General features: G+C 59.6%; 9 protein-coding genes. 6 read left to right on the top strand and 3 right to left on the bottom strand.

Annotated elements, in window-relative coordinates:
* Positions 1 to 125: 125 nt before the first annotated feature.
* Positions 126 to 1,763: an OFA family MFS transporter gene (locus BCF11_RS16005; RefSeq protein ID WP_098495610.1), complete on the bottom strand. Its 1,638-nt coding sequence runs from the start codon at positions 1,761 to 1,763 to the stop codon at positions 126 to 128.
* A 147-nt stretch (positions 1,764 to 1,910) separates the two neighbouring features.
* On the opposite strand from BCF11_RS16005, the gene BCF11_RS16000 reads away from it, so the two are divergent.
* The 5 genes from BCF11_RS16000 to BCF11_RS15980 all read left to right on the top strand — a co-directional run bounded on the left by BCF11_RS16000 (position 1,911) and on the right by BCF11_RS15980 (position 6,705).
* Positions 1,911 to 2,987 carry a substrate-binding domain-containing protein gene (locus BCF11_RS16000; RefSeq protein WP_098495609.1) on the top strand — a complete coding sequence of 359 codons (1,077 nt, stop codon included), beginning with the start codon at positions 1,911 to 1,913 and terminating at the stop codon, positions 2,985 to 2,987.
* 373 nt (positions 2,988 to 3,360) lie between these two features.
* Entirely contained in the window at positions 3,361 to 4,146 is a 786-nt protein-coding gene (locus tag BCF11_RS15995) for a basic amino acid ABC transporter substrate-binding protein (RefSeq protein ID WP_098495608.1), read from the top strand.
* A 13-nt stretch (positions 4,147 to 4,159) separates the two neighbouring features.
* The gene (locus tag BCF11_RS15990) at positions 4,160 to 4,945 is read left to right on the top strand and encodes a basic amino acid ABC transporter substrate-binding protein (protein ID WP_098495607.1); all 786 of its coding nucleotides are present in this window, start codon (positions 4,160 to 4,162) and stop codon (positions 4,943 to 4,945) included.
* A 61-nt stretch (positions 4,946 to 5,006) separates the two neighbouring features.
* Positions 5,007 to 5,801, top strand: a complete 795-nt coding sequence (locus tag BCF11_RS15985) for a basic amino acid ABC transporter substrate-binding protein (RefSeq protein ID WP_098495606.1) — start codon at positions 5,007 to 5,009, stop codon at positions 5,799 to 5,801.
* Between the two features lie 160 nt (positions 5,802 to 5,961).
* On the top strand, positions 5,962 to 6,705 hold the full coding sequence (locus BCF11_RS15980) for an amino acid ABC transporter permease (RefSeq protein ID WP_098495605.1): 744 nt from the start codon (positions 5,962 to 5,964) through the stop codon (positions 6,703 to 6,705).
* Between the two features lie 64 nt (positions 6,706 to 6,769).
* Here BCF11_RS15980 and BCF11_RS15975 read toward each other — a convergent pair whose 3' ends face one another.
* Both BCF11_RS15975 and BCF11_RS15970 read right to left on the bottom strand, forming a co-directional pair.
* Complete coding sequence (locus tag BCF11_RS15975; protein ID WP_199110881.1) at positions 6,770 to 10,078, bottom strand: exodeoxyribonuclease V subunit beta; 3,309 nt, start codon at positions 10,076 to 10,078, stop codon at positions 6,770 to 6,772.
* Positions 10,078 to 12,825 carry a PD-(D/E)XK nuclease family protein gene (locus BCF11_RS15970; protein WP_098495603.1) on the bottom strand — a complete coding sequence of 916 codons (2,748 nt, stop codon included), beginning with the start codon at positions 12,823 to 12,825 and terminating at the stop codon, positions 10,078 to 10,080. The genes BCF11_RS15975 and BCF11_RS15970 overlap by 1 nt, the downstream gene beginning before the upstream one ends.
* 332 nt (positions 12,826 to 13,157) lie before the next feature.
* On the opposite strand from BCF11_RS15970, the gene trxA reads away from it, so the two are divergent.
* A complete protein-coding gene (trxA, locus tag BCF11_RS15965; RefSeq protein WP_098495602.1) occupies positions 13,158 to 13,484 on the top strand; it encodes a thioredoxin TrxA in 327 nt (108 codons plus the stop codon).
* Positions 13,485 to 13,535 lie beyond the last annotated feature (51 nt).

Raw genomic sequence — 13,535 nt, 5'->3', positions numbered from 1 at the left:
ATGCCAACTGCTTTATATTACTGGGACAGGAGCGTGCGCCACGCTGCGTTGGCTTGCACGCCCTGTCCCCTTGCTGCTTTTACTAGCCTTGTCTATTTAGTTGCCTATCCACTTGCCCTAAATACTTACTTGAACAGCACCGCCGACTTTTGCAGGGTGATCGAAATCCCCCAGACCAGCGGAATGATTACTGCTGCCCACGACAGCCACAACAGCGCAGGACTGCCGCCGCTGCCGATGCGCGCCATCACGTCAGGCGGCAGCACTGCCTCGCCCTTGGCCGAAGCCTGCTCGCGCGCCAGCTGCTTTTCGCGCGCCAGTTCTTCCGGCGTCATGAAATGCTTGGCTGCGATCGGACGGATCATCAGGTTGCACAGCAAGCCCAGCACCAGCATCCCGGCCAGGATGTACATGGTGGTGTTGTAAACCGATTCGCGCGGCATGCCCAAACCGAGCTGGTACTCGCGCATGTAGTTCACCACCACTGGCCCGAGAATCCCGGCGGTCGCCCAGGCAGTCAGCAGACGGCCATGGATCGCACCCACCATCTGCGTACCGAACAAGTCCGCCAGATAAGCCGGCACGGTAGCAAAGCCGCCGCCGTACATCGACAAAATCAGGCACACCGCCGCCACGAACAAGGCCACGCTGCCAGTCGTGCCGGACCAAGGCAGGCTTACATACAGCACAAAACCAAGTACAAAGAACACCACATATGTCATCTTGCGCCCGATGTAATCCGAGCAGCTAGCCCAGACGAAGCGGCCGCCGATATTGAACAGGCTGATCAGGCCGGTAAAGCCCGCGGCAATCGCGGCAATCGCCTTCACCTGGTCGCCCGACAACTCGGAAAACTTCGTGGTGACGCCGAGCAGATGGCCACCGAACATCTCCTGCAGCATCGGCGACGCCATGCCGATCACGCCGATACCTGCCGACACATTCAGGCACAGCACCAGCCATACCAGCCAGAACTGCGGAATGCCCCAGACTTTGCTGGCATGCACGTGATGCTGCGTGATCATGGCGTTGCTGCTGGCCACCGGCGGGGTCCAGCCGGCCGGCTTCCAGCCGCTGGGCGGGATCCGGTAGCCGAAAGCGCCAGCCATCATGAACACCAGGTAAATCAGTGCCATCACTACAAATGTCTGCCACACGCCGACCGAGGCATCCGTCGCGAAATGCTTCATCAGCTTGTCCGCCAGCGGGCTGCCGATCAGCGCACCGCCGCCGAAACCCATGATCGCCATGCCGGTCGCCATGCCGCGGCGGTCCGGAAACCATTTGATCAAGGTCGACACCGGCGAGATATATCCCAGGCCGAGACCAACGCCGCCAATCAGGCCGGAACCCAGCCAGATCAGCCAGATCTGATGCTCATAAACGCCTAGCGCCGAAATCAGCAGGCCGCCGCACCAGCACAGCGCGGCCACGAACCCAGCCTTGCGCGGACCAACGTGTTCCAGCCAGCCGCCCCAGATTGCCGCCGAGGTTCCCAGCAAGACGAAGAACATGGTGAAAATCCAGCCCAGCATCGAAATCTTCCAGTCGCAATTGCTAGCAAATATTTCAGCAAAGAAACTCATATCCTTAGAACAGGCCACCGATTCCTTGATCCCGATTGCCTTCGACAGCGGCAGCCAGAACACCGAAAAACCATAAGCCATGCCAATACACAGATGTATCGCCAACGCCGCCGGCGGCACAAGCCAGCGGTTGAAACCAGGACCTGCAATGGTCCGTTGTTTATCTAGAAACCCCATCTAATTCCCCCCGGAAATGAAAAAGTATTATATGTACCATAGGTAATTACTTACATATAGTTTTATGTGTGAAATATTTTCATTTCCCTTACACGATTGGAAAATATCACTAGCAGCGCGCATACTCAATAGGCTATATTTTGCATAATGTTTAAAGTCAAAATCAAACCGCACTGGGAAATCTCGCGCGACGCCGAGCAGCCGCTGGATACTGCCGTGCTGCTGGCATTGCTGACAGCGATCCAAGAAACCGGCTCGATCGCCAACGCCGCCAAGCAGATCGGCAGTTCCTACCGGCACGTCTGGGGCTTGCTGCGGGAAGCGGAAAAAATGTTCGGCCACCCATTAATACAAACCGGGCGCGGCCGCGGCAGCGAATTGCTGCCACTGGCGGAAAAACTGATCTGGGCCGATCGCCGCATTGCGGCGCGGCTATCGCCGACGCTGGAAAGCCTGGCGTCGGAACTGGAAGGCGAATTGAGCAAGGCGGTCAGCGTCCAGCCGCAGGTGATCCGGCTCAACGCCAGCCATGGCTTTGCCGTGGCGGCGCTGCTTAACCAGCTGAACGAACGGCATTTGCCGGTGGAGCTGCGCTATCGCAACAGCGCCGATGCGGTGGCGGCGCTGGCGCGCGAGGAATGCGACCTGGCAGGCTTTCACGTACCGCTGGGGGAGTTTGAAGAAGCTGCCGTGGCTAGCTACAGTCATTGGCTGGACAAGCACAAGCATTGTTTAATCCATCTAGCGGTACGCAACCAAGGCTTAATGGTCGCCCCCGGCAATCCGAAACATATAGTCAGCCTGGCCGACCTCAGTCGCGACGGCGTGCTGTTTGTCAATCGCCAGCCGGGTTCGGGCACCCGCATGCTGCTGGAACTGATGCTGTCGCGGCAAGGCTTATCGCCGACCGCCATCGATGGTTTCGAGACGGCGGAATTCACGCACTCGGCAATTGCCGCCTTCATCGCCAGCGGCATGGCCGATGTCGGCTTCGGGGTCCAGACCGCCGCCGAACGCTTCGGCCTGGACTTCATCCCCCTGATCCGCGAACGCTACTTCTTTGCGGTGCCGGTCAGCGCCATGAAAGATCCCTTGATGCAGCAGGTCATCGACATCCTGCAGTCAGCCTCGTTCCGCGCCATCGTCAACCAGCTGCACGGCTACGACGGCAATGCCACCGGCGAGATCCTGTCGCTTGCCAAGGCCTTCAAGAGCCTGCACTAAGTACGCCAAGGGGTTGCAACCGCCCAGGCCATGACCACGGCAGTCGACTGGCAGATAAGTCCAGCAATTCCTGGCTGACTCAGATGCCGGCCGACAGGCTGGGTTCCGGCGTCAGGGTCAAGCTGCGATACATGAATTTATTTCCGTGTGGCATGAACCGCCAGGGGCCTTTATGCGCAATGATCTATATAAATCATTGTGAAATACAAAGATGAATCTAAAATAGCGAATTATTTCCGACAATATTATCAAAACAATAATCTTATCCTGCGATAACATGGCCGGCAACGGCAGCCATTCCCGGGAAACCATTTCGTTGTTGATATGAATCGAACGAATCGAACACTTTACCGATATTTACAGGAGATATTCAATGAAACGAATTTTCAATCTGAGTCTGTGCGTACTGTCCGCGGCGCTGTTGCTGGCTGCCTGCGGCAAGCAAGAGCCGAAAACCACGGCAGCGGCCGAGCCTAAGGAATATCTGGTCGGCGCCGAAGCGACTTTTGCGCCGTTTGAGTACCAGAATGAACAAAAGGAAATCGTCGGCTTCGATGTCGACGTCATGAACGCCATCGCCGACAAGGGCGGTTTCAAGATCAAGTTCGTCAACACGCCGTTTGAAGGCATCTTCAACTTCCTGGCGCAGGGCGACCGCGATCTGCTGGCGTCGGCCATCACCATCACCGACGAACGCAAGCAGACGGTCGACTTTTCCGAGCCCTACTTCGAAGCGAATCAGCTGATCGTGGTGCCGAAGGATTCCAAGGTCACCAAATTCACCGACCTCAAGAGCATGAAGGTAGGCGTGCAAAGCGCCACCACCGGCGATGAAATCGTGCAAAAGGAACTGGGCAAGAGCAACCCGAACATCAAGCGTCTGGAATCGGCGACGCTGGTGATGAAGGAACTCGAAGGCGGCGGCGTCGAGGCTGTGGTTTCCGACAATGGCGTGATCAAGAACTACATCAAGAACAACCCGTCCGAAGGTTTCCGCTTTATCGCGGACCCGGCCTTTCCTAAAGAGTATTACGGCATCGCCGTCAAGAAAGGCAATGCGGAACTGTTAGCCAAGGTCAACAAGGGACTGGCGGCGATCAAGGCCGACGGTACCTACGACAAGATCTACGCCAAGTATTTCGCCGACACAGCCAAATAAGCCGGGAGCTAAAATGAAACAACGATATCTTCCCGCGCTGGCGCTGCTGTGTTCGCTGGCGGTGCTGACTGCCTGCGGCAAAAAAGAAGCTTCCTCAACAACAGCTGCGGCCACCACCGAATACGTGGTCGGCGCAGACGGCGCTTATGCCCCCTTCGCATCCGAGAATGAACAGAAGGAACTAGTCGGCTTCGATGTCGAGATCATGAAAGCCGTGGCTGACAAGGCCGGCATCAAGGTCAAGATCGTCAATACGCCGTTCGACGGCCTGTTCAATGCGCTGGCCCAGGGCGACCGCGACATCCTGATTTCCACCATCACGATCAACGACCAGCGCAAGCAAAGCATGGATTTCTCCGAGCCCTACTTCGTCGCCAAGCAGTTGATCGTGCTGCCAGCCAGTTCCAAGGTCGCCAAGTTCGAAGACCTGAAAGCCCAGAAAATCGGCGTCCAGAGCGGCACTACCGCGGATGAAGCGGCGCAGAACCTGGTCGGCAAGAACAGCCCGAGCGTCAAGCGCTTCGAATCGATGCCGCTGGCGTTCCAGGAACTGGAAGGCGGCGGCGTCGATGCCGTGGTCGGCGACAACGGCGTGGTCACTAATTTCGTGAAGAACAATCCGGGCAAGAACTTCCGCATCGTCAACGATCCGGCCTTCCCCAAGGAGTACTACGGCATCGCGGTCAAGAAGGGCAACAGCGAACTGCTTGCCAAGCTCAACCACGGCCTGGAACTGATCAAGGCAGACGGCACGGAAGACCGCATATACAAGAAGTATTTCGCAGAAGAGAAGCTATAAATCCGACGTCGATGCCGATGATGAAGCCGACCACCATCCGACTTATTTTTGCGAGAACACCATGAAAAAATTGTTAAGCCGCTATCTGCCGCTGTGCGCCCTGAGCATGAGCCTGCTCGCGCTCGGCGCCTGCAGTAAAAAAGAAGAAGCGCCGGCCGCGGCAGCCAAGCAGACCCTGTATGTAGTCGGGGTGGAATCGGCCTACGCACCGTTTTCCGCGGAAAACGAAAAGAAGGAAGTGGTCGGTTTCGATATCGATCTGATGAAGGCGATCGCGGCCAAAATCGGCATCGAGGTGAAATTCATTCCGACGCCGTTTGAAGGGATTTTTAATTTCCTGGCGCAAGGCGACCGCGACCTGCTGATTTCCGCCATCACCATTACCGATGAACGCAAGCAGACGGTGGACTTTTCAACACCTTATTTCGAAGCCAGCCAGCTGATCGCCGTCCCGCAAGGCAATACCTCGGTCAAGCAGTTCAGCGACCTGAAGAGCTTGAAGATCGGCGTGCAAAGCGCAACCACCGGCGACGAAGTGGTGCAGAACCTGGTCGGCAAGAACAACCCCAGCATCAAGCGTTTCGATTCCACCACGCTGGCCTTGAAGGAACTCGAAAGCGGCGGCGTCGACGCCGTGGTGGCCGACGATCCGGTGGTGCGGAATTACATTACCAACAATCCATCCGCCAGCTTCCGCGTGGTGACCGACGCCGGTTTCCCGAAAGAGTACTACGGCATTGCGGTACGCAAAGGCAATGCCGAACTGCTGGAGAAAATCAACAAAGGGCTGGCCGACGTCAAGGCGGATGGCAGTTTCGACAAGATCAACCAGAAGTATTTTGGCAACGCCAAGTAATTGTGCTACGAGTCCGCAGACTGCCGTTTTTTGGCGGTCTGCGGCAACTACGGTATAATTTTCCGCTAATTTTTTAATATCCTTATGCGCAGCATGGTGAATCCCTCATGCCGGCTTGCGTGTCCGTCTTCATCCTCGCATCATTTCTTCTCAATAATTTATGGATTTCCGCTGGAGCATCATACAAGGCTACGCGCCGCTATTCGTCAAAGGCTTCTTCATGACGCTGCAGGTCGCCGTGATCAGTATCATCATCGGCACCATCCTCGGATTATTTCTAGGCATGCTGCGCCTGGCTGAAGTCAAGCAGGGTCCCTGGAAATGGCCCTTCCGCGTAGTCAAGGGACTGGCTAGCTTCTATGTGGCCTTCTTCCGCGGCACGCCGCTGTTCGTGCAGATCCTGCTGATCCACTTCGCCGTCATGCCGGTGCTGATCCACCAGGACAACGGCTTGCTGATTTCCGGCGAACTGGCGCGCACCATCAAGCAAGACTACGGCGCTTTCATCTCCGGCGTGGTGGCCCTGTCGCTGAATGCCGGCGCCTATATTTCCGAGATTTTCCGTGCCGGCATCCAGTCCATCGACCGCGGCCAGAGTTATGCCGCCTCCAGCCTTGGCATGGGCTACAAGCTGACCATGCGCTACGTGGTGCTGCCGCAAGCCTTCCGCCGCATGCTGCCGCCGCTCGGCAATGAAGCCATTACCCTGCTCAAGGACTCTTCGCTGGTGTCCGCCATCGGCCTGGCCGAACTGGCTTACGCGGCTAGGACTGTGGCCGGTGCTTATTCGCGTTACTGGGAGCCGTACATCACCATTTCGGTGGTGTATTTCGCCATGACGATGATACTGGCGACGCTGGTGGGCCGGCTGGAAAAGAAATACGCGGCGCCGCATCATCGCTGATCGCCGCCTGTCCTGAATTGAAAAAGCCCTTATTTTCTGTCACGAAATAAGGGCTTTTTTGTCGCTAGTCGATTTCCGACAAGCGCCCGTCTACTGTCAGCAGCGCCGTGCGCAGGCGCTTATCGGCAAACACAGGCTGGGCCGCCTGCCGGTAACTGCGCAGCTGGGCGGTATAGGCCGCCCGTTCATTGTCGAGCAAATTGCGCTTGTAATCCAGGATCCAGACCTCGTTCTCGAACACCACCACGCGGTCGAAACGCAGCACTGCGTTATCGGCGATGATTTCCATTTCATTGCGCGCATGCAGATGCAGGGCCGGATTGAAAAAATGCTCCAGCTCGCTTTGCCCGAGAATGGTCTGCGCCTGCAGCCGGACCTGTTTTGCCATTGCCAGCGGACATGGCAGCCAGCGCGCGATCGTCTCGGCGGCCGGCAGCACGACCGGCCATTGCCCGTGCTGGGTGACTCTTTCCAGCAAGCCGTGCAAGGCGATGCCTTCGGCGATTGCCTGGCTGTCGAAAGTCGCGGCAACCACGCTTAGCGGCGGTGGCAACTGCGGCGGATCAAAGATCTCCTGCTGGAAGCGCTGCGCGTCGCTGGCAGCAGCTTCATGCTCTGCAATTGCATCGATGGCGGTTTCCGGCACTTGTTCAAGCCGCGCATACCAGCTGTCGTCGGTGACGCCGCCGCTTCTGCCGGCAACGCCGCTGACAATCAGCAGTTGCTTGGCGCGGGTGGTGGCGACGTACAGCAAATTCCAGTCTTCCTGCATCTTGAAGCCTTCCTCGGCCGCGAACAGAGGGTCGCGCGCGGCCCCACGCTCGGCGCTGTTGCCGAACGCCGAAAAGTGCTGTGGCGCTTCCGCATCCTGCGGCCAGTCGCACAGGATGCCGTAGTCGTCGCGCGCGGGCTTGCTGTGATTAGCGTCCAGCAGCGCCACCACCGGCGCTTCCAGACCCTTGGCGCTGTGCACGGTGAGGATGCGTACGGCGTCAGTGGCGGCGTCTATGCTGGCTTCATCGGGCGCATCGCCGCCGGCGGCATTTTGCAGGCCGCGCAAGGCGTCGATGAACTTTGGCAGGCTGGGATAGCGGCCGGCATCCATGTTCAGGGCCAGCTCGACAAAGGTTTCGATGTTGCCGATGGCCTGGCTGCGCGACAACGGCGCTGCCGCCTGGGCGTAGCGCGCCAGCAGCTGGCCCTGGTGCAGGATCTGGTCGAGCAGGTCATGCACCGGCAAACGCGGCGCCGCCAGCAGCCATTGCTCCAGCAAGGCGGCAGCGCGTTGCAGCGCCGGCGCCGCCGCTTCAGCCGCTACCGCGGCGCGCAGGCGCGCCCACCAGCCGCGCTCGCCGCGTTGCGCCAGGGCGATCAGGTCGTCGTCGCTGGCGCCGAAGATCGGCGATTTCAGCACATGGCCGAGTGCGCGTGCATCGTCCGGCGTGATCAGGAAAGTCAGCAAGGCGATCAGGTCGGAGATTTCCAGCGACTCCAGCAAGCCGCCGCGCTTGTCGGACATGAACGGGATGCCGGCTGCGCGCAAGGCGCTTTCGTAGGCGCCCAGATGGCTGCGCTTCTTCACCAGCAGCATCACATCCGACCAGCGCAAGCCGCGGCTGCCGTTTTCCTGGCGCACGCTCAGTGCTTGCCGGGCATGCCACAGGGCTTGCGCCAGCTGCGCTCCTTCGTCGCGGCGGCGCGCATCTTCCGACTCTTCGCGTGCAGTGGTCAGGGGATTGCGCAAGCCTGGCACGGCTTCATCGTCTGCCGCGTCGTCAGCGACTTGCCGGATCAGCGGCAAACGCCACACCGCGCCGCCGACTTCTCCCAGCGTGGTTTGCGCTGAAAACAAGGGATTGGCGCGGAAGCTGGCGTTCAGCACCTCGACGATGGCGCTGGCATTGCGGCGGGTCTGGTTGGCCTGCAATACCGTGGCGCCCTGCTGCTGCAACAGGGTGCGGGCAGCTTCAAACACGCGCGGCTCGGCGCGGCGGAAGCGGTAGATCGATTGCTTGGGGTCGCCCACCACAAACACGCTGGGCTGACCGGCGTCTTCGCCATAGGCGCTGAGCCAGGCGCGCACGATGCTCCATTGCAGCGGATTGGTGTCCTGGAATTCATCCAGCAGAATATGCTTGTAGCGTGTGTCAAGCCGGCTCTGCAGATACGCTGCGCTTTCCGGATTGGTCAGCAGGCGGTAGGCTTGCCATTCCAGGTCGGCGAAATCGAACACGCGCTGCTCGGCCTTGAGCGCCTGATAGCATTCCAGATAGGCATTGCCGACGCTGAACAAATGCTGGTTCATGCTCAGCACGGTGCGTTCGTGGCTGCGCTTGCGCAATAATTGGAGCGCCGCGCCGGTGGCGCCAAACTGCTCGTCGAAAGCATCCAGGGCATCGCCGCCCAGGCTGCTTTCCAGCGCCTTGAGGAAATCCTTGGCCTTGCCGTTGCTGCGGGGCTTGCCGTTATCGTCGAAAAACTGATGACACAAGGCGTCGAAATTCTCCACCGCGGCGCCGGCCGTCAGCGCCATCTCGATAGCAGTGGCGCGTTTCTGATTGGTGGCCGAGCCCTGCCCCAGCAGCCAGGCAATCTGCTTCACCTGCGACGACAACTTGTCGTCTGCCCACAATGACAAGCGGGCGTCGATTTCGGCATCGGCGCCGCACAGTTCGCGCAACCATTCCAGCGGCACATCGGCGCCCTGCCGGACCACCGCCCACCACTCTGCCCGCTTGTCGACGAAGGCATTGAGCAGCTTCCTGGTGCTAAAGTCGCCCGTCAGCTGGTACATGGCCAGCAAATCATCCTTGATTGCGCTGTTCTCTTCATCGTTCAGCGATTGCATGAAACGCAGATAGGCATCCGCCAGCAGCTCGCCGGTCTTTTCGGTCAGGGAATAACCGTGCGGCACGCCGGAGGCCAGCGGCGCGATCTGCAGCAGCCGCGCGAACCAGCTGTGGAAGGTATCGATCGACAGGCTTTGCGGACTGGCCAGCACGCGCTCATACAGATTACGCGCAGCGGGCATTACCTGCGTCAGCTCCTGCGGCGCAATGCCGCGTTCCAGCAGCAGGCTACGTACTTTGGCTTCCGGTTGCAGCGCCAGGTCCTGCAGCAGCTCCAGCAGGCGTTCGCGCATTTCCTGCGCCGCCTTGCGAGTAAAGGTAATCGCCAGCAATTCAGACGGCGCGGCGCCGGCCAGCAGCAGGCGCAGCATGCGCGCCACCAGCAGCCAGGTCTTGCCGCTGCCGGCGCAGGCTTCCACCACCACTGAATGCTGGGGATCGCAGGCGGCATTGGTGAAGTCCTGGGCTGCGACCACATTGCCATTCCGTCGATAAGCGCTCGGCAAAGTAATTGGCTCGCTCATCACCACGCTCCCTTGCGGCACAAGCCGCGCACATCGCAATACTGGCAGACCGAAGCGACGCCGTTGGCGGGCAGGCCGACGCCGCCGGCAATCGCCTCGACGTTGATTTTTATCTGCGCCGCCAGCGCGCCTTGCGCCTGCTCATAGTCTGGCGCGCTGACGTCGCCGACCTTGTCCTTGGTGGTCTCCAGCGCGACGTAATGCGCCGAGGCCACCGGCCGGTCGGACAGCAAGCCGTAGAACGCCAGTTGATGGTCTTCGTGGTCTTTCAGTTTCTTGTTCAGCACCAGCAGGTTGTTGGTCTTGTAGTCGAGCACGGCGCGTTCGCCGCCATCGTTTTCGTCGATGCGGTCGATGCGGCCGTGCAAGGTCAGGTCGCGATCCGCCAGCGGCAACAGCTTTTCATAAGCCTGTTCGCCAAACACAAAGCGCCATCCTGCGGCCTCGTGTTCATTGGCCCAAGCCACATACGGCGCGATCACCTTTTGCCAGCGCGCGTAATAGCCCAGCGCGGCTGCATTCTTGCTGATGACGGCATCGAACAGCTTTTTCGATATGGCCGTCAGCAAGGCTTCGCGCTGCTGCTGCGGCAGCGGCTGGTCCCTTAGGGCTTCGTGGTAGGTCTCCAAGATCTCATGCAGCCAGCCGCCGTAATCGCGCTTCTCCGGCAGGTCGGATAACTCATCGAGCGAGGCCAGGCCCAGCATGCGGCGTGCGAAGAACTGGTAAGGACAGGCGATGAAACTGTTGTAGGCGCTGGCGGTCAGCCGGCCTGGCGTCAGCTGCGCGGCGGCCGGCGCCGGCATGCGCGATGGCGCCGGCTGCAAACACTGCACGGCAATCGCCGCCCGCAGCTCTGGCAATGCGGGCGCAGCAGCGCGCGCCAGCGCCAACTGCAGGCGCTGGATCCAGGGACTGACCGGGTTCGGTTCGCCATCCTTGTGCGCCTGCCAGGACAGCACCACTTGCGGATTCATGGCCAGCAGTTCGACCACGTCGCGCAATTGCTGGCGCTGCCGGCTTTCACGTGTCGCCAGGCCCAGTTCGCGCCGTACGGTGTTGGCGAAGAACAGGGTTTCCTGCGGCTGCGACGGCAGGTGATCGGCATCCGCGCCGACCATCAGCACGGCATCGAAACTGCGCAAGCGGGCGCCGTTCAGCGGCAGCATCACTACCCGACGGTCGTTGATGGCGCTGATGAAGCTAGTGTCGTCCAGTTGCAGGTTGACCAGTGCGCGCCATTCGGGAAACGAAAACAGGGCAGAAAAATCATTGCCCGGCGGCGCGATATTCTGCAGCAGCTGCAGGATCTGCTGGCCGGCCGAATCGGCATTCAGCGCTGCGCTGATGCCCAGCGTGTCGAGCGCCGCGGTAGTGGTGGCGATCCAGTCGCGCAGATTCTTGCGGCCACTGAACAAGCCGGCCTGCTGCGCCAGCAAGGCCACCGCCTTCTGCTCGGCCGGCGCCGCGCTGAGCGCGCTGGTTACCGCGCGCCATTCACCGAGCACGTTGGCACGCCGCAGCAGCAGTTCTATCTTCATCACCAGCGCCGATTTGTTGGCAATGCTGTCCTGTGCATCGTGCAGCAGATCGCTGGACGCTTGGTTCAGGACGAACGGCGACTTCAACAAATCGAGCAAGGCAGTGGTTTCGCCACGCGCGGCAATCACATCGAACCAGGCCGAGATGGCTGAGGCGGCGCGGGTGGTCGACAGCTTCCAGCCGGTTTCATCCGCCACATGGATCTGTGCCCGCTCCAGCAAGGCGCGGATGCGCCGCGCCACTACCCGGTCCTGCGCCACGATCGCCAGATTGCTCTTGCCGGCCTGCAGCCAGTCGATCACCATTTGCGCGCCCTGCACTGCTTCATCTTCGACGCTCTGCGCTGCGCACAATGCCAGTTCAGTGGAGAGCGCATAATCATGCGCCGCATGTTCCGCCGGCCCGGCGGCGCTGGCGGCTTCCACCATCTCCGGCCAAGCCAGCGCATAAACCGGCAATAAGGCCGGAGCGCGCCAGTCGAGCGTGATCGTCAATACTTGCTGTTGCCGCGCATAGGCATCGAGGAAGGCTTGCTCCAATGGTTCCGGCGCCACCGAACTGATCCAGACCATGGGCTGGCTGGCGCTCCCGGCCAGCTGCAACATTTGACCAAAGCGGGCGGCGATCGCATCGTCGGCATCCAGCTGGCTTTTCCAGATCGACCACACCAGCTGGGTTTCATCCGACAGCAGCTTGCGTGCGTCTGGCGACAATTGTTCCAGCGCGTGCTGCCAGCGTTGCGCGATCTCGTCGCCATCGCTGCCATCGTCTCCATCGCCGCTCGTGTGCAGCGACGGCAGCATAGCTTGCGTCAATTCATCTGATAGCGCTAACAAGGTTTGAGCCAAGGGCAGCAGATCGGCATTGCGGCGCGCGGTGAACAATTTTTTCAGCCAGCCATGCTGGCGCAGTTCGGCATACAGCCGCATCAGCCGCTCGCTGGCCGGCAATACATTCGGCAACGGCGGCATGGTCATCAGCAAACCGGACAGCGTAAAGAATTGCGGCGGCAGGAAGGTCCCGCCCAGTTGCGCGCTGAGCGCCGCTTTCAGCTGCTGTGCATGAGCAAAGGTCGGCAGGATCACTCGCCAGTGCGAGAAATCGCGCATATCGTCATTGTCCCCACGGCAGGCCGCCAGCAAGGCGCTCGCGGCGGCAGGCCAGAAGTTGACAGAAGGCGCAATGTGTATGGACTTTAAGGACATGAGACTCACTGAGGTGTTGCGGATATGCGTACCGCCTCGCAAACAGATGCTTTGGCGAGGGGCTTTTTTTGCAACAATTACCTGTCATTTTATGCGAGCCCCTCAAAAAAACGCTGCAAAATAAGATCATGCACCACACTTTTTATCAAAATCGGTTATTATTTAGTGAATATCCCGCCGCAACACCTCTTACCACACCCACAGAAACTTGAATTCGCGCACGGCATCCCCACTTATTCACTAGAATAGGGAACGCCGCAGGCAGCCACCAAGCAGGAATGGTAAGTCGTCTTGGCACACATTGATTATTTTCCCCTCACACTGAGGAAACCATGAGCGAACATATTAAACACACATCCGACGCAGCTTTTGAAGCAGACGTACTCAAATCCGACAAACCGGTCCTGGTCGATTTCTGGGCTGAGTGGTGCGGCCCATGCAAGATGATCGCCCCTATCCTGGAAGAAGTCGCCAAGGAATACGGCGACAAGCTGCAGATCGTCAAGCTGGATGTGGATTCCAACCAGGCAGTACCGGCCAAGCACGGCATCCGCGGCATCCCGACACTGATCCTGTTCAAGAACGGCGTTCCTGCCGCTCAAAAAGTCGGCGCATTGGCCAAGGGCCAGCTGACTGCATTCATCGATCAAAACCTATAATAACAACCGCGGCGGTGCGCCCGCATCGCCGCTTGTGTTTTACTGACTACA

Source organism: Collimonas sp. PA-H2 (assembly GCF_002564105.1).
In the GTDB taxonomy this organism is placed as follows: domain Bacteria; phylum Pseudomonadota; class Gammaproteobacteria; order Burkholderiales; family Burkholderiaceae_D; genus Collimonas.
This window is presented reverse-complemented; position numbering and strand designations above follow the sequence as displayed.